The organism is Leisingera sp. ANG-Vp (assembly GCF_000813725.1).
GTDB lineage: Bacteria > Pseudomonadota > Alphaproteobacteria > Rhodobacterales > Rhodobacteraceae > Leisingera.
This window is the reverse complement of record NZ_JWLD01000073.1, coordinates 17,739-38,949: the sequence shown is the minus strand read 5'-3', so window position 1 is coordinate 38,949 and position 21,211 is coordinate 17,739. Positions and strand designations below refer to the sequence as shown.

The following is a 21,211-nucleotide window of genomic DNA, read 5'->3' as shown; positions in this document are numbered from 1 at the left end:
CGCAGTTTCCAGTGGCCGGCCTTTCGCCAAACGGGTCCGCTCTGGTGATGACGTAGGCGGCCGGATTGCCGAAATCCGTGTTCTCTGCGGCGGCGCAGGCCCTTACCTTATCGATTGCCTGGCTGAGAGGTTCGAGGCCCTGGAGAAGGATCTGGCCCGGCTGCCCGGCCACGAGCCGGTGCGCAAAGTCCTGCGCCAGACAGCGCGCGGCCTGCGCCAGATCGCGCGGGAGAACCGGGATCCTGCAAAACCGCACGCCAAATTGCACACCACGGACAGCTCGCAAAAGACACACCGGCCGCTGGTCGCGGTCGCACCGGAGCGGCAGGCGATCGCCGCGACCCAGGCACTGGCCGTGCTGGAGGAAGCCCAGACCCTGCTGCTTCGCTCGGCTGAAAACTCACCGGCGCGGTCCATTGTGCGCTTCCAGCAGATTGCTGAAGCCATTGATTCCAGCAAGGTTTTGCTGCGGTCAGCGTGATGGCGCGTTACAGCAAGCCGTCCGCCAGCCATTGATCCAGCTGGCGGCGGCTGATCTCGAAATGCATGCTGTCCTCCCGCCGGAAACCTGCGCCCCAGACCCAGCCCTGATCATAGAAGAAATCTGCCATGATGGTGAGGCCCAGCTGGGTCTTGCCATCGGTGAAGTTGTCCAGCTTGCCATCGATGTTGAGATCCACCGCCAGCCCGTAGCTATGGGTTGAAAGCGAGTTGGTGGTGCCGCGGATGCGCCGCACGCACAAAGCACCGGCGGTGTTGATCCGGGCATAAAGATCCGGATCCGCCTGACGGATGTTCTCGAACACCACCTTCAGGCTTTCGATGGCCGGGCGCAGCATGCTGACCCGGATCGGCCCGACCTGCTCTGTGACCAGCTTCTCCTTCAGCTCCGGATTGGTCATCGGCTGGCAGGTATCGTTCAGATCCTCGCGCGGCCGGCCCAGTTTCTCGGTCAGGTATTTGCCGCCGGTGACCCGCAGGCCGCGGTTCACATTCAGCCGGTCGGCAATCAGCACCACCTGGGCATAATCCAGATCGGCACCGCCGGTCTGGTTCCAGATTGCGGCCTCGCCGGCCGCGTCATCAGTGAAAGGGCCGCCGGCGCCTGCCCCTCCGGCGGGCAGGCTGGCAACTTCGTTTTGCAGGTCGGTCATCCGGACCTGGAGATCCTCGACCTGCTGGCGCAAAATCTCGATTTCGATCCGCGCCGTGGAATCCACCCCGCCGGACCCCTGGAAATCCTCTTCGCTCAACAGCCAGCTGAGCCCGAACCAAATGGCCGGGGCCAGCACCAGGCCAATGGCGATTATGACAGCTGGCAGTACCCGCATGAAACCTCCTGCTCCTTCTGCGCTTATTTCAATCCTTAGCCGCGCCACAGTAAACCCCCTGATTACAACTTGCCGGAAACACCGTGTTTTTTTCCGTTGCTTCACTGTTGCCGGCATTGGCAGGCTGCGGGCGCTGGTATAGACTGCTGGCCATGTTGCAACGGTAGGGGAGGGCGCCGAGCATGATCCGCCTGAAAAGTGTTTTTACAAGTGTTCTAGGTGCAGGCCTGATTTTTGCACCGCTCGCGCAAGCGCAGTCGTCCAGCGGCGAACTGTCGGTTGAGGAAATCACCGAAGCGTTCAAAAAGCAGAAGACGCGCGGACTGGTAATCGTGCCCAGCAGCACAACTGCAGCTGAGGATCCGGCGGAAGAAACGGCAACTGTGGCGGCCGCCGCAGCGGAATACACTCCGGTTGACCAGCAGGCCCAGATCAACATCCAGATCTCGTTCGATTTCGACAGCGCCGCGCTGCGTGCTGACCAGGAGCCAAAGCTGGCCAATATGTGCGCCTCTATGAAAGCGCTGGACGGCACCGTGTTCCAGATCATCGGCCATACCGACAGCTCCGGCTCGGCAGCGTATAACGAGCGTCTGTCGCTGCTGCGCGCGCAGGAAGTGCGCCGCCACCTGATCAGCTCCTGCGGCGTGCCCGAGGATATGCTCAAGGCCATCGGCATGGGTGAAACTGCGCCATACAACCAGAACAACACACGCGCCGATGAAAACCGCCGCGTTGAATTCCAGGCTTTGGGCTGACCCCGGCCCGGACCCGCGCTGGATGACAGGCTGCAATACGAAGGCCCGCAAAGTGACAGGCCAGGGAGAACTACATGCTTGAATCGCGCCCTGGCGACCTGTTTCAGCCGGGTGATCTGCTGAACAACACCTACAGGATCGAGTGCCTGCTGGGCCGCGGCGGCACGTCGGATGTCTACAAGGCCCGCTCGGAAATTTCCGGCAACCTGGTGGCCCTGAAGGTGCTGAAGCAGGAGCTTGCCGCCAATGAGGACTTCACCGTCCTGATGGCGCGCGAGGAAAACATCCGTGAAATCCGCCACGCTGCGGTGGTTCGTTATTCAGAAAACCACCGCACGCCTGACGGTCATATCTACCTGCTGATGGATTACGTCGACGGCCCCGGCCTCGACAAGCGCCTGAAGCAGGGGCCGATGGCGGCCGACGACCTGCTGGTGATCTGCCGCCGGGTGGCCCAGGGCCTGCAGGCGGCGCACGCCCGCAACATTGTCCACCGCGATCTCAGCCCCGATAACATCATCCTGCGCGGCGGCGACCCGGCCGAGGCGGTGATCATTGATTTCGGCATCGCCAAGGACACCAACCCGGGCGCCCAGACCATTGTCGGCAATGAATTTGCCGGCAAGTACTCCTATGCTGCCCCTGAGCAAATGAGCGGCGACACTGACGCCCGTTCCGACATTTACTCGCTGGGTGCGCTGCTCTTGGCCAATTTCCGCGGCGAAGCTCCCAAATTGGGCGCCAACCCGATGGAAGTGGTTGAGAACAAGCAGAAACCTCTGGACACCGATGGCCTGCCCGAACCGCTCAAGACATTGATTGAGCGGATGTGCGCGCCCGATCCGAACAACCGCTTCCAAAGCGCAGGCGAGGTGCTGGCGTTTCTGGACGATCCCGAAAGCGGTCCCGGCAGCCTGTCTGGCGGCGGCAGCCTGGCAGATGTTCTGGACGCTCCGGTTGAAGATGCCACGATCATCGTGCCGCAGACCAGCAAGCCGCCCGCACCGCCGAAACCGGCGCCGGAAAAGGCTGCGGAGAACAAAGGCGGGCGCGGCGGTCTTTGGGCCGCTTTGGCGGTTCTACTGCTCCTTGGGGGCGGTGGAGCCGGTGCCTATTTCAGCGGCATGCTCGACAGTTTCATTGGCCCGACCTACCCCGAGGTGCGGCCTTACTCGCTGATTGCAGAGAAACCCGCGGACGGGCCGGTGCAGATCGTCGGCAATGTGCCGTCAGAGGCTGCGCGGGATGCTTTGCTTGCTTTGTCTCAGGATGCAGACCTCACTCTGGCCTCGGGCGAGATCGCCGAGACCTGGGGCGCTGATGTCATTGACACGGTCAAGCCGCTGGAAGGCCTGCGCGAATGGCGCCTGGTGATCAGCAACAACAAGGCCCGCCTCACCGGCACCACCGATGACACCAATGTCGCAGAGATGCTGAACGAGATGTTCCGCAACGGCCTGCCCGGCGCGCTGGAGGGCAAGGCCGAGATCCGTTTCGAACTACCGATGCTTCCCGTGGCCGAGGTGAAGGCGATCATGGACAGCTTTGCCGACTGCGGGCCGCTGGTGCGCGACGGCAATGGCCATTACGACGGCTATGCCCCCACCGATCCGATCCTGATCAGCGGCCGGGTGGCCAGCACCTCGACACGGCTGCAGCTGTTCGACGCGCTCCGCGCCCTGGCGCATGAGCGTCAGGTGGTGCTTGATGTGGAGGTGCTGAACGACTCGCTCTGCGTTGTGGAGCAGCATCTGCCCAAAGCACCCGCGGGCGGCGCTGAAGTGCAATTTGCCGTTGGCGGAACAACTGTCGAGCCCAACCCGTCGGGCCGGTTCTTTGTCGGCGAAAACCCGGTCATTGACGTGGTGCTGCCGGATGATGTCACCGATGGCTACCTGACGGTGTCGATCCTGGATGTATCGGGCAATGTGTTCCATCTGCTGCCCAACATTTCCCGTTCAGACAACGCTGTTGCCAGCTTGCGCAACGGTTCCGCGGGCGCGGTGCCGGTGCGGGTAGCCTACAGCTTGGAAGAATCCCAAGCCGATGGCGGCATTGCCTTCAAAGTTGACGACAGCACTCTGGGCAAAAGCAAAGTTGTGGTGCTGCATTCCAGCGAACCGCTGTTTGATGGCATGCGCCCGACCTCGGAAAGCGCAGTTGGCTTTGCCGAGGCGCTGCAAGCCAGTTATGAAGCCGACTCCAGCCGCATCCGCTCACTGGACAGCCGCATCCTGGTCACTGCAAAGCCCTGACACGGGTCCAAAATGCAAATCAGAAGGCCTTGGAAACACTGGGTTTCCAAGGCCTTTGTTCTCCACAGCAACCGCTGTTTCACAAAACGTCGATCACCACGGCCGTGATATTGTCCGCCCCGCCGCCGGTCAGGGCAATCTGGATCAGCTGGTCTCCAACCGTCTCCAGCGGCGTGCTGCCCAGCACATCCTCCAGAATCTGGAACGTCGCATATTTGGTCAGCCCGTCGGAGCAGATCAGAAAGCGGTCGCCGGGTTCGGTGTCACCGCGGATCTTGTCGATCTCCAGCTCCTCGCCGACCCCAACCGCACGGGTGATGGCATTGGAATGCGGATGATGCTCTGCCTCGTCCCAGGTCATCTTCCCTGCCAGCACATATTCCGCCACCGCCGAGTGATCCTCGCTCAGCATCTCGATATGGCCATCGCGCAGCCGGTAGATCCGGCTGTCACCGGCCCAAAGGCCGACGAAATGCTGGTTCGCCATGATCAGCGCAGCCACCGTGGAGCCAATGGTTCCGCCGCCGCGTGCCGCTGCCTCGGCGCGGATCGCTTTATGTGCGTTCTGGATTGCATCCCGCAGCGCATGCATCCGCGCTGCCGGATCCAGCCCCAGCGGGATCATGGCGACCGCATCGGCAATCAGGCGGCTGGCGAAATCGCCGGCATCATGTCCGCCCATCCCATCCGCCACCAGCCAGATGTCATGCTCCGGCAGCGCGAGAACGGAATCCTCGTTGACCTTGCGTTTCAGCCCCACATGGGTCTGTGCGGTATAGCGGTATTTGCGCAGCGGATTTGTCATAGCGGCCGTGCCTCGCTCCAGACCGGGGCGCCAAGATCGAACAATCCAAGCGCGCCCTGCCCTTGCGGCAGCCCGGGGCAAGCCATTATCCGCGGCACCCCGTCCAGCACCGCCGTCCACAGGCTGCAGCCGGACAGCCGCGCTTCCAGAAGCTCTCCTGCCAAAGTCGCGGGCAGCGCCTCTGCGCCTTGAGCACCGGTCAGCACCAAAGCCGAACCAGCAGACCGCAGCGGAGCCACCGCCCGCATATCCGGCACTGGAATTCCCGCAAGCGCCTCAGCCAGCCCGTCTTTGGTCATCGTGTCCTCCAATGCATCCAGCGCCACATCCTCCAGCCGCTCAAACAGCGCACCCTCGCTCAGGTGGTCCAGAGCCGCAGGCCCCGGTGTCGGCAAGGCTGCCACCAGCGTCAGCGGAAACCGTCGGCCAACCCGGTCAACCGAAGGCATCATCACCCCCATCACCTTGCCGGCTCCGGCCAGGCCCGCTGGCAAAGTGAACCGCCAGATCGGTGCCGACATGTAATGCGCATCGAACCCGGGGCCGTAGGCCCCCTGCCCGTCCAGCATAACCTGCTGAAGCCACGCGTCCCAAACCCGCACAAACCCGCCCGGAGAGCTCAGCCGGAAGAAATCCCCGGCTGAGGGCATCTTACCGAATGCGCCGAAGCCCGCCATCACATCGACTTCGGGCAGCTGAATTTTGCCATCGCCGGCAGGGCAAATGGATTGATGACCGACCCGGACTGCAGTTCGAACAGTGCCAGCCGACCGCCAACACGGAAGTTCACCCGGCGCCGGTCCGACACATTGGTACGCCGCACCTCGGCCGCGTCCAGCAGCCGGAACCAGGCCCAGGGCCCGTCCCGCGACATCACGTTCTCTGCGTCACGCTTTTTCGGCAGCAGGGTGATCCGTGCCAGACCCACCGAACCCGGCCAGGTTACCGCCACCGGAGTCGGCGCACCGGAGCGGTGATTGTACTCCACCTTGGCACCGTCGATTTCCAGCAGCACTTCCTTGGCCTTGGGGTCCAGCGCATTAACGGTGATCTGGAAATTCACCGCGGGCTGAGCACCGCTGGCAAAAAACGCTTCCTTGATCTCCGCAGCGTATTGCATCTGCTGCAGCACCGCCTGGCTGATGCCCAGGTCCACGTCGTTGACACGTTTCCATGTCCAGGGACGGCTGCGGGTGTCGACATACTTCAGCAGCTGATCGTTGAAGAAGCCGTCAATCATGCCGCCTGGCGCAAACAGCTTGGCAAAATCCGCCATGGCCACGTCGGCCCGCGCCGAGCGGTTGAACGGGTACCGGTTGTTGAGTGCCTGTTCGCAGAACGGCAAAACGGAGGATTGCCAGCGCGCGTTGATCGAGGCACGGGTGCCCTCCGAGGTGATCCCTGAAGAGCCGGCCGAGATCTGCGTCGCCCAGCGGGGCAGCGGCCCGCCCATACGGCTGGCAGTCTGCTGGAACTGCAGCAGCGCCTGGCCGCTTTGGCCGCCGGAGGCCACGCCCGAGAAGGACATCTTGTTCAGCTCCTGATAGACCAGCTGCAGCTGCCCCATCAGATCATCCAGCTGCGAGGGCTGGCCTTCGGGCCGGTTGACCAGACCGTACAGCCATTCAAACCGCTCCTGCACATAGGCCCCCGGCGGTTTGGCCGCCTGGCCCGGCGCATTGGTGGCCGATCCGACCAGCGCTTCCAGCAGGATCTGACCCTGGATCGACAGGTTTGAACGTGCCTCGATTGCAGCCACATTCTGGGCGCCCGCGGCAAGCGTGCCCGCATCCAGAACCGACTTATCCTCGTTCAGCCGGGTCTCGTTGCTGACCTCGGTCAGGATATTGACGATGGGCGAGGTCGGCCCCGACAGCACATTGGTGACCTCCACCGCATGGCTGAGCGACTCCAGCGGGATGATGTCGATATCGCCCAGCATCTGGTCATAGCGGCTGATGTAGTCATTGTAATAGAGGTCCAGCACATCGCGGCTGAGCTTCAGCAGCACCGCTTCGTTCTGGGTGGCCTCGCTCTGATTGCCCAGCACCCAGGCTTCGCGATGGACCCGCTCGGCAACGCTGACTGCCTCAGGCAGGAAGACGTTGTGGAAGCCGTCATAAGTGAAGATGCCTTCGATGCCATCGTTCAGCGGCTTGCCCGAACTGCGCACCAGCACCCGTTTCACAGACGGCCCGCCAACATCGGTGATCCGCCACTTCGGCAGCGCCGTGGCCTTCTGCGAGTTCAGGATGCCATTATAGACCCGCTGTGCCAGCGGCATTTCCGACAGCAGATTCTGCGCCTGGGCAATCAGCGGGCCATTCAGCGCGATCTCCTCCATCGGCTGCGACAAAAGCGCCGTCAGATGGTCCATCAGGTCAGCGCGCAGCTGGTTGCGGGCGATGCCGGGATAGGCAATCCGCTCCCAGTCCAGCCGCATCCATTCCTTGACCAGATCCTGGTTCATCGGCCCCTGCAGGCCCAGCATCAGATAGATCTTCAGCGCCTCATACAGCGTATCCGGGTTGTTGATATTGCCCTCGATCTGCTGCTCCAGCCGCACCAGAAGCCGCGGCAGCAGGCGCTGGTTCAGCGCCGCGCGGTAGGTCTGCGCCGCCTGGGTGCCGATCACCTCGCCTTGGTAGAGGCCATAGGTCATTTCCCGTTCCGGTTCCGGGTCCGAAAGCACCGGATTCCCCGGCAAATCGCGCAGGTTGTTCAGCGCTGCCGCCACAGGCACCAGGTCCGTGTCGCCAACCGGGCTGGGCGGCAACGTGGCCGCGGCTGCCTGATAGGCTTCCACCTGGTCTTCAGCCTCATCGATAAGCTCGGCATTTTCGAGATAGGAATTGACCCAAAGCCCGCCCATCGCAAAAGCCACCAGAACCGTCGCCGTGATCGCAATCCGCCGTGTCCAGCGGTAGCGCCGTTCGACCTTGTCGTCGGCCGAAACCAGCCCGGCCTCGGGGAACATCACGCCTTCGAACAGCCGGGTCAGGAAGAACGACCGCCCGGTGCCCTGCCCGGTGCCAATCGCCTGCCGGCCGATGCCGAATGTCTGCGCCATGCCCAGCATCAGCCGGTCGATCGGCGTGCCTTCCTGAGTGCCCGAGGTAAAATAGATCCCCCGCAGCATCTGGCGCTGCTCATAACGGTTGTCCTGGAACACCTCCATCAGGAAATCCCGCGCGACCCCTCGCATCGAGGCCACCTGCGCCGGGAAACCGGCAATCAGCGCCCGGCGCTGATGGTCGGTCTCGGTCTGCATCTTCTCCAGAAGCTGGGCGTTGATCTGCCCCAGAAGCAGGCCGAATTCCTCATCAAATCCGGCGATTGGCGGCTGCTCTTTCTTGCCCTTGGGCAAGGGCAGCGTGAAGCCCCAGACCTGTTCGCGGTCTTCCTTACCCAGCGAGTCATGGAACTCCTGGAAACCGGCAATCAGGTCGGCCTTGGTGAACAGCACATAGACCGGAAAACGCACGCCCAGCTTTTCGCGCAATTCCGACAGACGACGGCGCACGGCAGCCGCGTGGCTTTTCTGAGTGATCTCATCCTGCAAAGACAGATCCGACAGTGAAATCGCAATCAGCGCGCCATTGATCGGCTGCCGCTTGCGGTATTTCTTCAAGAGGCCCAGGAACCCGAGCCAGGCCGCATTATCCGCCTCGGCGTCGCTCTCCTGCGTGGTATAGCGCCCGGCGGTGTCGATCAGCCCCGCGTCATTGGTGAACCACCAGTCGCAATTGCGGGTGCCGCCAACACCGCCGATAGCGGCCTTGCCCAGCTTCTCGGCCAGCGGGAACTGTAGGCCGGAGTTCACAATGGCCGTGGTCTTGCCCGCACCCGGCGGACCGATCATGATGTACCAGGGAAGATCGTTCAGGTGCCGGCGCCCGCCCTTGGACTTGCGCAGCTCTTTCATCGCATCCTTGAACTTGCCGCGCAGCTCGCCGATTTCCTCGGACAGCACATCATCTTCCGAAGTATCGACGGCCTCGGCCATCTCCTCGGTCATCTCCTTGTCCTTGCGGCGGCGGCGCCAGAAGATCAGGCCGATGATGAGGAAATACAGAAACCAGATCACCCCGATGGTGATCACCCGCGACATCACGCTGTCAAAGGGGCGCCATTCCTCGCCGCCGATAAACGGCGCAAAGAACCACACACAGGCCGACAGCGCCAAGGCCAGCATCATCAGGATGGTGTAGATGGACCGGAACAGGGGAAAGATATAACGGCGGATCATCCTTCAACCTCCTGAACCAGCAGGATTTCAATCCTGCGGTTCTTGGCCCGCCCTGCGCGGGTGCTGTTGTCTGCAATCGGTTCCTTATCGGCGCGGCCTTCGGCTGACAGCCTGTCGGGATCGGTCATCACCTTGGCCATGCCGGCCATCACCGATTTTGCGCGGGCCAGCGACAGCGCCATATTCGACGGGAAACGGGAGGAACGGATCGGGATATTGTCCGAGTGTCCGGCCACGATGATCTTACCTTTTTCGTCGTTCAGGGCCTCGGCCACCCGGTTCACCGGGCCGCGGAAGGCCTTGCTCAGCTGATCAGAGCCCGAGCCGAACATGCCGGAGCCGGTCAGCCGGATAATCAGCGTGTTGCCCTTCTGGAAGACCTGCACAATGCCTTCCTTGATCTCCGGCTCCAAAAAGCCTGAGACCTTGGCAACCTGTTCTTCGGTTGTCGGCGCCGGCGGAGGTGGCGGAGGCGGAGGCGCGCGCCGCTCCAGCTCCACTTTCGGACCGGAATCGACAATGGTGAGCTGCCCCACCACATTCTCGGTCTGGTTCGACAGCATCCAGCTGAGCCCCAGGAACTGCAGCGCCAGAATGGCACAGGTCGCGGCCATGGTGATCCACACCAGCCGCCAGACCGACAGCGCCTTGAAGGGCTTCACCAAGCCTTCCCAATGCGGCGACAGATCACGCTCCACCGGCCCGCGCTGATTGCGGATGATCCGGGCCAGTGCGCCGCGGATCTGCAGGTGCTTCTCAGATCCGCCCTGCTCAACCCGCAGACGGCCCTCGAACCCCAGCGACAGGCACATGTACAGGAATTCGAGCATGTCGATGTTGCCGCCCGGCTCTTTCTCGAGCCGCGCCAGAAGGTCATAGAACCGGTCGCCGCCCACAACTTCGCGGTGGAAGGTCGCAACCATCGACTGCAAGCCCCACGACGACTGTCCGCCCCAGGGCGTGTTCAGCACCACATCGTCCAGCGTCGCGCACAAGGCATAGCGCGCAATCTTCACGGTCTGGGCGGCAATCCCTGCCTGCAAAGCGCGGTTCTCAAAAGCGCGCACCTCGGCCACCACGCTTTTGCGCAAAGCGTCCGGGTCCATATGCTGCGCCCGGTTGCGGATGCGGGAAATCAGCGCAAACAGGGTCGAGGCGCAGGCGGTCAGCTGGTTCATCCCCGTCAGCGCCATCTTCGGCGCCTTGGGGCCGCCCGCCGCGGCCTGCGGTTTCGGCGCCGCCGCCTGCGGCACGCCATAGGCATCCAGCCCCGGCTCCTGCGGCGCAACGGGTTCCTCCACAGGCTGCGCGGTTGGCTGCTGCGGCTGTTCCACCTGCGGAGTGGCCGTGCGCCGCCCGCCCGGATTCGGCTTGATCACCGTCTTGTCGGTATCCCCCGGTTCGGCAAAGGGATCGTCATAATCAGCCATCTCAGCGCCTTCCCTTATGCATTACGGATCGCCCACAGCTCCATCTTGAGCCCCGGATACTGCCCCGACACATGCACTGCGATGCCGCCCGAAGTGGTCATCTTGCGCCAATAGGGGCTGTCCGCATCCATCTCGAAATAAACCACGCCGGAATGATACGGAATCTGCCGCGGCGCCACTGGCAGCGGGCGCAGGGTGATCCCGGGCAGGGCCGAGTTCACCAGCTGGCGGATTTCCTCAACCGGGCCGATCTTGGCCTGGCCCGAGAAATGCTTGCGCACGTCCTCGGCCGGAATATCGGCGCTGACGGCCAGCACAAAGCCTGCGTTGCCCAGCAGCTTGCGGTCGGCAATGACGCCCACCGAGATACCGTATTTGCGCGCTTCCAGCTTGATCGGGATCGCGGTCTGCTCCAGCACCGAGCTCAGGTACTGGCGCAGCACCCGGATCACCGGCGCAAAGCATTCCATCAGGTTGTCATGCGTATAAGGCGGGAACTCCGGCGCCTGTTTTTCGGTCGACATGAACACCGCCAGCTCACCCGCCAGCCCGGTGCAGATGGTGAACAGCCGCTCCGGGTGCAGGTTCTCGATATTCCGCAAATGGCGCACCTGCGGCAACATCCGGTTCACCACTGTCAGCAGCATGAAATCCGACACATCCGCCACCCCGCGGGCGCCGCCCGCCTCCGAGAGGCGGCCTGCCAAGGCCTCCATCCGGTGCGCCAGAAGCCCTTCCAGCTCGCGCAGAAAACCGCTGAGAGCCATTGAGGCGCGGATATCCAGGCAGGACGGGATAAAGGACTGATCCAGCACAATTTCCTTGTCCGGGCGCACCTCGATAATACGCGCCACCGGCACCGCCAGCAGGTCGGCCAGATCATCCACCTCCAGCGCAAACTGCAGGCGCATCTTGCCGACATCCAGCTCCACCGGCTTGCGCTCGGTTGAGGTCACATCGGTCACTTCCACCTTGTCCGGGCGCAGCCGGCTGGCCGAGCGCTCGGCGCCGCTCAGGTCGACCTCGGTCGCGCCTTGGCGCCGCTGCGGCACGGTCAGGTAGACGATGCAGTCCTTCACCGTGGTCGGCACTTCCATCGCCGGCGGGTGCGGGTCCGCCATCGGTACCCGGAACACCGTGCCGTCATGGGTCAGCCCCTCGCAGGACTTCACTGCAAACTGGCCGATCTTCAGCGCCTCGTGGTCGATCTCCAAACCGTTCACACCCCAGGCATAGGGGCTGAGCCGCCGCGCCAGCCCGCTGATCAGCGCCTCGTTATACCGGTCGGACTGCTGGAAGTGATGCGGCTGCAGAAACAGCCCCTCCGTCCAAAGTACCTTACTGTCCCAGGACACCGGGATCTCCTCTCACTTGCAGGCACGCGCCATGGGCGCGCACGCTTATCCGTCCTTCAGCCTGTCCAGCTGGTCCTTGTAGGCCCGCGCAAATTCGCGGCTGAACAGGTCGTGGAAATCATTCTCAGCCTGGTCGGAAATCTCCGCATAAAGCTGTTCGTAAACATCCCAGTACTGGGCCTTCTTGCCGCGCAAGAGGCCGCTGAAGCCGCCCTTGGTCTCGATCTGACCTTCCAGCGCCTTGGGGTCGAGGCGTTTCAGCACGCCTTTCAGCGCCGCCTCCATGCCGGTGACCATCGCCACCTCATGCGCCTTGATATCCTTCAGCGCTTCCTCGGCGGCGGTTTCCGGCGACAGGTAGCCCTTGGTGGCCGGCCGCACCATCGCCTCAATTGCCTGCTCCGGCGTGATCGAGAACTTCAGCGGGTTGTTGCCCCCGGCCGAGATCATCGTCTGCTCGATCCGGAATTCGGATTTGATCGAGGTCCGCGTCATCAGGATCTCGCGCAGGCCTGTGACCAGCGTCCGCATCACCCGGCCCATGCGCCCCATGGCGCTGGCCTGCTCAGCTGGATCGATGCTGACCTCGGCACCCACGCCTTTCAGAAAGGCCGCAACCGCCTCCTGCGCTTCTGCCGAAGGCTGCGCCGCAGGGGCCACAGTCTTTTCTGCTTCGGCGTCATCCTGCGCCGGAGGAATCTCGGTCGGCGGCGCGGACGGCACCTCCGGCGGCGGGGCTGCAGGCGGCATTTCCGGCGGCGGCGCCGGAACCTCGCGCGGCGGCGGCACCGGTTGCGGATCCGGCTGCGGCACCGGAGTTTCCGGCTCGCCGATCCCCGACAGGAACTCATCATCCCAATCGTCCGGGATGGTGCTTTCCTGTGCCTCAGGTGCGGCAAACCCGTCCGAGGCACTGGGGTTGTGATGCGGCAGGCTGGCCCCTTCGCCCTCACGCCCGTCGCTGGCCTTCTGGAAGAAGGGATCCTCTTCCTCGCCCATCGGCGGCAGCAGCTCGTCAATCGGATCAACAGGGTTCAGCTGCGCAGGGCCCGTCGGACCCTCGCCCAGCAGATCATCCAGGAAATCGCCGCCCGGCCCTGCATCCTCCAAAAGCTGCAGCGGATCGGGCGCATTGGCCGCCACCCCGTGCGACACCGGCGCCTGCGCCGCAGGCGCTGCAATCATGTCCACATCCGCCAGATCGTCGCGGATCTCCACCACCAGCTCATAGTTGCCGATGCACAGCACATCGCCGTTGTTGAGCGGCGTCGGCGTGCGCCCCAGCGGGATCTTCGAGTAATTCAGAAACGTCCCGTTCGAGCTGAGATCGACCACCACCACATTGCCGTTGTGATCTTCGATCACACAGTGGTTGCGCGACAGCTGCTGGTCCGGATCCGGCAGCACCAGATCGCAGCTGGCACCGCGGCCCACGGTGAGGCTCGGCCCCCGCATCGGTACAGGGGCCGCATCGCCGGGCATCGCGCCCGAGCTTTGAAATTTCAGTGTCACACCCATGCCTGGGCTTATCCTCCCACCAGAACAGTGACTTCACCTTTGACGACCATGCCGCCGCAGGCTGTGTTATCGAGAATCCGCGCCGCGGGCATGTTGTTGATCAGCACCGTCGCCGAGCCCTTGATGATCGGGTGCGGCGAAGGCGCGGCGGTGCACATGTCCCCCAGGCGCGCGGCTGGCAGCTTGGCCACCAGCACGGTCACCGCGCAGGGCGGCAGGATCGGCGTCGGCACCGGCAGAACCGGCGGCGGCGGGGTGGAGGGCAGCATGCAAGCATGCAGATCCGTTACTCGGGCCTGTGGCATTCCCATCTGTTACGTCCTCCCCCTATCCTTGTGTTTCCACTTCCGGCACCTGGACCACCTGGCCCTTGCCGCCGCGAGCGATATCCAGCGCGCGTTCAACCAGTACGCCGCCGTGTTCTTCAAACTTATCAGACAATTGACCCAAGGCCACCATATTCATGGCAAAGGCCGCCGCCTCAGAGGCTCCTGCCGGGGCAGGATATTGATTCAATTCTCCGGGTCCAAGCGTTCCGGCCGCATAGAGCACCGCCAGCGCGCAGTTCACCGTGTCGTCATCCACATAGGCATGATCCAGGGTGATCCGCGCCTTGTCGCGGTTTTCTTCAGTCGGATCGAACACCCAGGCCTCTGACGCAGTCAGCGAGGCCGGATCCTTGTCCGAGCGCGGCCCGATATAATCGCGCGCCGCCAGGCAGGCCCACCAGACCCGCTCGCGCGCAGGCAGCAAAACTGCCAGGGTCCGCAGCAGGTCCACCAGGGCACCCTTGCGGTCGAGTTCCTCCAGCACCACGCCGGCCTGCGCCGTGGGCGGCGCTTCCAGCGGTGTCTTCAGGATGACATTGGCCCGCGACAGCAGTTTCGCAACCGGATCGGCGGGCATTTTCACCAGCTTTTCAAATCTTGCCGACATCTCGCACCACCTAGTTGATCATCGTGAGGCCGCCCTTCAGGGTCAGCATCGCGTCGCCTTTGACGGTGGTCATCGGCGCTTTGGCCTCAACCATGCCAGTGCCTTCGATCTTGATCATCGGCCCCTTGATGGTCACACCCGAGTTGTCGATCTTGACCGAGGAGGCGCCCACGGTCAGCTTGATTTCCTGGCCCGCGCTCATGGCGATCTTGCCCGCGGTCACATCCACGGTGAGATTGCCCAAAGACACGGTTTCCGAATGGTTCCCCTTGGCAATGGTCTCGGTCAAATTGCCGGTATCCACATCCAGCGTCATGTTGCCGGTCTGGATGTTTTCGGATTTGTCGCCGGTCTCCACCACTTCGGTGCGGTCGCCCTGATGCACGGTTTCCGTCATGTGCTGCTGAACCGTGAACACATAGCTCTTTTCATCCGCCGAAGTGACTTCGGGGTCGGGCGCATCCATGCCGACAGTCACCGTCGAGCGGTCCTTGACCAGCATCTGGTGATCCTTCTCGGCCTGCACGCGCATCAGTTCGCTGTCCTTTTTGTCGTCGAACATCAGCTCGTTATAGCCGCCGCCGCCCTTCGAGGAATTGGTCTTGATCCCCAGCTGGGTCTGATCGTCGGGATAGGTATAGGGCGGCATGGTTTCAGCATTGTAAAGCATGCCGGTGCAGATCGGCCGGTCCGGGTTGCCGTCCTCGAACTGGATCACCACCTCCTGGCCCATCCGCGGAATCGCCACCATGCCCCAGTTCTTGCCGGACCAGGGCGTCACCACCCGCACAAAGCAGGACGAGGTTTCGTTCTTCTTGCCCTCCCGGTCCCAATGGAACTGGATTTTGATCCGGCCGTGCTCGTCGGTCCAGATCTCTTCGCCGCTCTTGCCGACAACAGTCGCTGTCTGCAGCCCCTGCACTTCCGGCCAAGGCGTCACCAGCGGCGCCCGGAACTGGTCCGCCTTCAGAATGGCCGAGAAGGTCGACGCATAAACATCGTGCTCCATCTCCTCGGGCACATCCATGTTCTTCGCCTTGATATCCCGCCGCATCGCGCCCTTGGCAGCGGTCTGTTTGGCCTTCTGGCTTTCCCGCTCGCCATAGTCCCAGGCCACTTTGACGTGGTGCTCAGCATTGATGACCAGGTATTCCTTGTTGTTCTCGGCCACCGGATGCTTCTTCATGGTGAAGGTTGTGCCGGTCACCAGCGTCGGCACGCTGGAAGCCCCGCGCCAGGCAATATGCTTGATCGCTTCCGCTTCCATCTGCACCCGGGCAAGCTTGGTTCCCAGGCCCGAGTTCTTCCGGTAGTGGCCCTGGTAATCGTAGACTTCGTAATCCTTGAAGGAATGCTTGCCCTTCTGAATCGAAGACGTCGCTTTCAGGTCTGCCGAGGGCGTCAGGAAATCAAAATCATTCAGCGTGACCTTGCCCCGGGTGATACGCTCATCCTTGGCCCATTCCGAGATATGCTCCTCGCGCCGCCGGTCGCTGTCGTCGCGCGAGTGGAACTCGACATCCGCCCCGCCTTTGATCGGAGTGTGGCCGCCGACACCATCGCACAGCACCAGCTTTTCAATTGCGGTGTCGCCAGCAACGCTGTCGAAATAGAAGTAAATCCCCTCTTCCTCCATCAGCCGGCACAGGAAGGCATAGTCGCTTTCGCGGTACTGCAGGCAATACTCCCGCTTCTCATAGGTCTCGCTCAGCTTGTCCGAGAAATCGCTGAATCCGTATTCCCCGAACAGCTGCTTGATGATCTCGACCGTGGTCTTGTCCTGAAACACCCGCAAATCGGCGGTCCGTGTCAGCATCCAGAACCAGGGGCGCACCTCGGCCACATACATTTCATAGCCGTTGCGGAAGCCCAGATACTCGACCGAAACGCACATGCCATTGAACTGATGCTCCGTCTGCTGGCGCATCACATGCACGTTCATCTGCTTGCCGACCAGATCCTCCAGCTTGGGCTGCTTCTTGGTCGCCGCAAATTCGATCGTGGTCTCCGTGAGCTTGCTCAAGCCCTCGCGCACAATCGCACGGCTCATCATCAGGCCGTCGGTGGAATATGTCCCCGACATCCAGGCGAGGTCGTTTTCATGGCCCTTGCTTACAACCATGGCTCCTCCTTTCCGCGAAGGGAACCGGGCCGGAAATCACCGGCAGTGTTCTCAAACATTCGCATCATAAATCATCCAAAAGCGCAGCGAGTTCCGCATCCATTTCGTCATCGCCGTCGTCGTCATCATCGTCGTCATCCCCAAACGACGACAAAAGGTCATCCAGATCGTCGAGGCCCCCGTCATCACCATCATCGCCTCCAAGATCAAGATCATCCAGGCCGAGATCATCATCGTCGTCTCCGCCCAAATCCAAATCAAGGTCATCATCGTCACCGCCGTCCGCAGGCGGCTTGGGCTTCGGCAGCCCGCGCGGATCCGGCGGCGATGGCTCGGGCGCCGGCAATCCGGTCCAGGGCCCCAGAATTTCGCTGCCTTTCAACGAGTTGAAGGAGGTCAGCCGCACCTCGTCCCGCCCCTTGACCGCGCTCACTGCCATGAACCCGCGCTCCTGCGCCAGCGCAATCTTGTCCAGATCGATATTGCGCTCGGTGCAGGGCAGCGCCACCTGGTCGCCGAATTTGTCGTTCACATAATGATAGGGCATTTCGCCCAAAGACATGATCTTGCCCAGCTGCAGCGACGGCCCGTTTTCCGAGAACGACCGCCCCAGCAGGATTGCCACCAGCACCACCGGATTGGCCCAGAGCATGCCGCGCAGGCCCTCGGTCTCGGTGAATTCTTCGAAATCGAACTCATAGCAGGGCTCAGTCTTCTCGCCATACGGCCTGCGCAGCAGGAAGCGCGGGCTGACCAGCCCCAGATGCCCAGCCTCGGCCATACCCTGCAGCGTGTCCCAGGCCTCGGCCACCAGCTTGGGCCGCTCCGGTTTGGGCGTTTTCAGGAACTCCGGCGAGATCGATGCAAAGAAGGGCGCATCCACATGCGCCGCCACCCGCGCGATCCGGCCCAGCAGTTCCGCATGCGGCGGGGTTTCCTCAAACTGGTACATCCCAATCAGCGCCGAATAGCCGCCGCGCCCGTTTTCCTCATCCAGCGGCTCCTCGGTCAGCAGCCGGACAAAACCGGTCTTCGACAGGTCCTCCTCCGCTGCAAGATCCGCCGCCAGCTCCTCGGCCGAGATGTCATACAGCATCACATCCAGCGTATCGTCCGCCTCGATCGAGCGCGCCATCAGATCCAGCGAGCGCCACTGCGCCTCGACCGACTGGAACTCCGGATGATGCAGCACCAGCCGCATCGCATCCGCCAGCGCCTCATCCACCGCCTTCTGCATCGCCGCCACATCCGGATCCGGCAGCGCCCGGATATGCGGCCCCACAACCCGCGCCAGCAGGTCGTCCACCGGTGACGCCTCGCGCAGCGTATTGCCGGTATCGCCAATCAGCTGCTGGAAGGCGCTCAGCCGCTTGTCGGCCGGCACCGAGTTCCCGGCCGAGGTCCGCTTGGGCGCCCGCGCCTTGGTGCCATGTTTCTCCGCCCAGGCCTTCAGCGTGCTGGCCGCATGATCCGCCGTCGCGCCGCTTTGCAGCTGCTTGCGCAGGCCCACCAGCTCTGAAAACAGCTCAACGTTTTCATAAAGCTCATCCGGATGCAGCCCGTCCAGATCCTCCAGCTTCACCGCAATCCCGGCGCCATCCTTGCCGATCGGCAGCACCAGCTCGGTGGCGAAGCTTTCGATCACATCCTCAACCGTGTCGGGGTCCAGCAGGATCGCCTTGCGCGCCGCCAGTTCGTCGCCGGTCTCCAGCTGACCCTTGGCCGCCCGGCCGGAAAAATCCCCCAGCACCGCCAGCCGGAAGCGCTTGCGCTGCAGTTTCGCGGCTTCGGGCCGGTCCGCGCTCATGGTGCCATAGGCAAACTCCGGCTCCTCTGAAGCAGCTGCTCCGGCCGCCTCGGCCGCCGCAGGCTCGTCGCCGCCGTCACCCAGATCACCCAGCAGGGAATCCAGATCGTCACCGCCATCACTGTCATCTTCGCCGCCCAGACCGCCGAGCAATGCGTCGAGATCGTCTCCCCCGGCATCCGCCTCGGCGTCGTCCTCACCACCCAGATCGCCCAGCAACGCATCCAGATCGTCTCCGCCAGCATCGCCGGCGTCCTCGTCGTCACCATCCGGACCGCCAAGCAGATCATCCAGGTCGAGGTCGCCGCTGTCATCGCCCATCAGATCGTCCAGATCCGAGTCCGCATCCCCCAGGCCGCCCAGCAGCGCATCGAGATCCTCCTCGGCACCCTCCGCATCCGCGGCGTCCTCGGCCTCCGCTTCCTCACCTAGCCCGGTCAGCAGGTCATCCAGATCACTGGCATCCTCATCGCTGCCCAGGTCGCCCAAAAGGTCATCCAGGCTGGCGTCCTCTTCCGCGCCGGTTTCCTCGTCATCCAGCCCCCCTAGGAGACTGTCCAGATCGTCACCCTCCGCATCCCCGGCACCGGCGCTTTCATCGTCATCATCCAGCCCGCCGAGCAAAGCGTCCAGATCATCGCTGCTGTCTTCGCCTGCGCCCGTGTCTGCAGCCTCCGGCTCATCCTCAGCGCTGTCCAGATCCCCGAGCAGATCATCCAGCCCGCTATCGTCTTCGGCGGGCTCGTCCTCCGGCTCGCTCAGCAGCGCATCCAGATCGTCCGCGGCGTCTTCGCCCTCCTCGTCCAGATCCCCAAGGAGGCTATCAAGATCATCCGCCTCCGCCGCGTCATCACCGCTGTCCAGCAAGGCGGTCAGATCCGCATCGCCGCCAGCCTCCTCTGCGCTGTCTTCAACAGCCGCCAGATCCTCCAGCACGCTGCCGGCCTGATCTTCCTCGGCCGCTTCCGGATCATCGCTGCCAAGATCCGCCAGCAAGTCACCCAGGCCGCCATCTTCAGCGGTCTCCTCTGCCGGCGCCTCCAGTGTGTCCAGTGCGGCGCTCAGGTCATCGCTCTCGTCTTCATCCTTAGCCGCGTCCAGACCGCCCAGGATCGAGTCGAGATCGCTGCCCTCATCCGCATCCTCTTCCGGCCGTTCATCCGCAAGCCCGGCGAGAATTCCATCAGAGGCATCCGTGTCCTCCGTCTCTTCAGGCGCTTCAAGGCTGTCCAAAGCCGCAGTCAGATCCTCGCCAGCGTCCGCGTCTTCACCCAGACCGCCCTCCAGCAGCCCTTCCAGCACATCGTCAGCGCCGTCATCTGCTTCTTCCTCAACCTCCACCGCGGCCAGGCTCTCCAGCGCCGCCTCCGCGCCGCTGCCGGTTTCTTCCTCTTCCGGTGCCTCGTCCAGAAGCCCGCCCAGGACATCGTCCAGGCTGTCTTCCTCAGCCGCGTCTTCCACTGCGGCATCCGCCAGGCTCTCAAGCGCAGCGGCTGTGTCTTCGCCCTCGTCCTCTTCCGCAGGCTCCGCATCCGCCAGCCCGCTCAGAACACCGGAAACATCCTCCTCTTCGGCTGCATCCCCGTCCAGGTCCAGATCTGCCAGGCCTTCCAGAATATCCGAGTGATCCTCTTCAGCTGTTTCTGCCACTTCAGCAGCCGCCAGGCTCTCCAGCGCGGCCCCCGCGGCGTCCTCTTCCTGGTCACCTTCAACCTCGACCGAGGCCAGCTCATCCAGAACCAAAGCTTGCCCGCCGTCGTCCTCCGGTTCCTCGATTTCAACCGCCGCAAGGCTCTCCAGCGCGGCTTCGGCGGCCCCATCGTCCTCTTCTTCGACCTCGACCGAAGCCAGCTCGTCCAGAACCGAGGAATGATCCTCTTCTGCCGCGTCCTCAGGAACATCCGCCGCCGCGAGGCTCTCCAAGGCCGCTCCTGCAGCATCCTCTTCCGCGTCGTCCGAGGGCGCCTGCTCCGCAAGCCCGTCGAGCACGCCGGAATGGTCCTCTTCGGCCTGCTCTTCGATCTCCACCGCGGCCAGGCTTTCCAAAGCGTCGTCCGCTGCGGTGTCCTCCGCCTCCTCTACTTCGGCGTCCGCCAACGCATCCAGTACCCCGGAATGGTCCTCGGCCTCAGCTTCCTGCACCTCCACTGCCGACAGGCTTTCAAGAGCCGCTGCCGCTGCGCTGCCGTCTTCCTCTTCCGCAACCTCCTGCGCGGCAAGGCCCGCCAGCACATCGCCAGAGGTGTCTTCCTCCACCGCTTCCGGAACGTCCGCCTGCGCCAGACCTTCCAGAACCGAGCCGGTCTGGTCTTCGTCTTCCGCTTCCGGCACCTCTGCGGCGGCAAGAGAGGCCAGCGCCTCGCCCGCGGCATCTTCTTCTTCCGCCTCATCCGGTGCGGCGGAACTCAGACCGGCCAGCACATCCGCGGCGCCGTCCTCAGCCGCCTCTTCAACAGGTTCCGCCGCCCGCAGACCTTCCAGGGCTGCGTCCGATGTATCTTCCACAGTCTCTTCCGGTTCCTGAGCCGCAAGCCCGGCCAGCACCTCACCCGAGGTGTCTTCCGCCTCCAACTCAGGCACCTCTGCTTGCGCCAGCCCTTCCAGCACCGAGGCGGAGGTGTCTTCTTCTGCAGTGTCCGCCACCT

At 63.3% G+C, this 21,211-nt stretch carries 14 protein-coding genes; 3 read left to right on the top strand and 11 right to left on the bottom strand.

Annotated features, from left to right (window positions below; all coding sequences use genetic code 11):
• A partial coding sequence (locus tag RA20_RS25895) for a hypothetical protein (RefSeq protein ID WP_052249107.1) occupies positions 1-481 on the top strand: 481 nt, incomplete at its 5' end.
• A 7-nt stretch (positions 482-488) separates the two neighbouring features.
• On the opposite strand, the gene RA20_RS20770 is transcribed toward RA20_RS25895, so the two are convergent.
• A complete protein-coding gene (locus RA20_RS20770; protein ID WP_039133210.1) occupies positions 489-1,331 on the bottom strand; it encodes a M15 family metallopeptidase in 843 nt (280 codons plus the stop codon).
• 182 nt (positions 1,332-1,513) lie between these two features.
• On the opposite strand from RA20_RS20770, the gene RA20_RS20765 reads away from it, so the two are divergent.
• Positions 1,514-2,089: an OmpA family protein gene (locus tag RA20_RS20765; RefSeq protein WP_039133207.1), complete on the top strand. Its 576-nt coding sequence runs from the start codon at positions 1,514-1,516 to the stop codon at positions 2,087-2,089.
• A gap of 74 nt (positions 2,090-2,163) precedes the next feature.
• On the top strand, positions 2,164-4,344 hold the full coding sequence (locus RA20_RS20760; protein WP_039133204.1) for a serine/threonine protein kinase: 2,181 nt from the start codon (positions 2,164-2,166) through the stop codon (positions 4,342-4,344).
• 79 nt (positions 4,345-4,423) lie between these two features.
• On the opposite strand, the gene RA20_RS20755 is transcribed toward RA20_RS20760, so the two are convergent.
• The 10 genes from RA20_RS20755 to RA20_RS26355 all read right to left on the bottom strand — a co-directional run bounded on the left by RA20_RS20755 (position 4,424) and on the right by RA20_RS26355 (position 20,555).
• Positions 4,424-5,149: a PP2C family protein-serine/threonine phosphatase gene (locus RA20_RS20755; protein ID WP_039133202.1), complete on the bottom strand. Its 726-nt coding sequence runs from the start codon at positions 5,147-5,149 to the stop codon at positions 4,424-4,426.
• Positions 5,146-5,826, bottom strand: a complete 681-nt coding sequence (gene tagF, locus RA20_RS20750) for a type VI secretion system-associated protein TagF (RefSeq protein ID WP_039133199.1) — start codon at positions 5,824-5,826, stop codon at positions 5,146-5,148. The genes RA20_RS20755 and tagF overlap by 4 nt, the downstream gene beginning before the upstream one ends.
• On the bottom strand, positions 5,826-9,398 hold the full coding sequence (tssM, locus tag RA20_RS20745) for a type VI secretion system membrane subunit TssM (RefSeq protein WP_039133196.1): 3,573 nt from the start codon (positions 9,396-9,398) through the stop codon (positions 5,826-5,828). The genes tagF and tssM overlap by 1 nt, the downstream gene beginning before the upstream one ends.
• Complete coding sequence (gene tssL, locus RA20_RS20740) at positions 9,395-10,828, bottom strand: type VI secretion system protein TssL, long form (RefSeq protein ID WP_039133194.1); 1,434 nt, start codon at positions 10,826-10,828, stop codon at positions 9,395-9,397. Before tssL ends, tssM begins: the two co-directional genes overlap by 4 nt.
• A 14-nt stretch (positions 10,829-10,842) precedes the next feature.
• Positions 10,843-12,183 (bottom strand): type VI secretion system baseplate subunit TssK, encoded by a 1,341-nt coding sequence (tssK, locus tag RA20_RS20735; RefSeq protein ID WP_039133192.1) that lies wholly within the window; start codon positions 12,181-12,183, stop codon positions 10,843-10,845.
• Positions 12,184-12,228: 45 nt separating this feature from the next.
• Positions 12,229-13,701, bottom strand: coding sequence for a type VI secretion system-associated FHA domain protein TagH (tagH, locus tag RA20_RS20730; protein ID WP_039133190.1), 1,473 nt, complete (start codon positions 13,699-13,701; stop codon positions 12,229-12,231).
• Positions 13,702-13,709: 8 nt separating this feature from the next.
• On the bottom strand, positions 13,710-14,006 hold the full coding sequence (locus RA20_RS20725) for a PAAR domain-containing protein (protein WP_241482305.1): 297 nt from the start codon (positions 14,004-14,006) through the stop codon (positions 13,710-13,712).
• A 22-nt stretch (positions 14,007-14,028) separates the two neighbouring features.
• Positions 14,029-14,637 carry a DUF6931 family protein gene (locus RA20_RS20720; RefSeq protein WP_039133186.1) on the bottom strand — a complete coding sequence of 203 codons (609 nt, stop codon included), beginning with the start codon at positions 14,635-14,637 and terminating at the stop codon, positions 14,029-14,031.
• Positions 14,638-14,647: 10 nt separating this feature from the next.
• On the bottom strand, positions 14,648-16,759 hold the full coding sequence (locus tag RA20_RS20715) for a type VI secretion system Vgr family protein (protein ID WP_039133184.1): 2,112 nt from the start codon (positions 16,757-16,759) through the stop codon (positions 14,648-14,650).
• Positions 16,760-16,823: 64 nt separating this feature from the next.
• A complete protein-coding gene (locus RA20_RS26355; protein WP_342586157.1) occupies positions 16,824-20,555 on the bottom strand; it encodes a type VI secretion system contractile sheath domain-containing protein in 3,732 nt (1,243 codons plus the stop codon).
• Positions 20,556-21,211 lie beyond the last annotated feature (656 nt).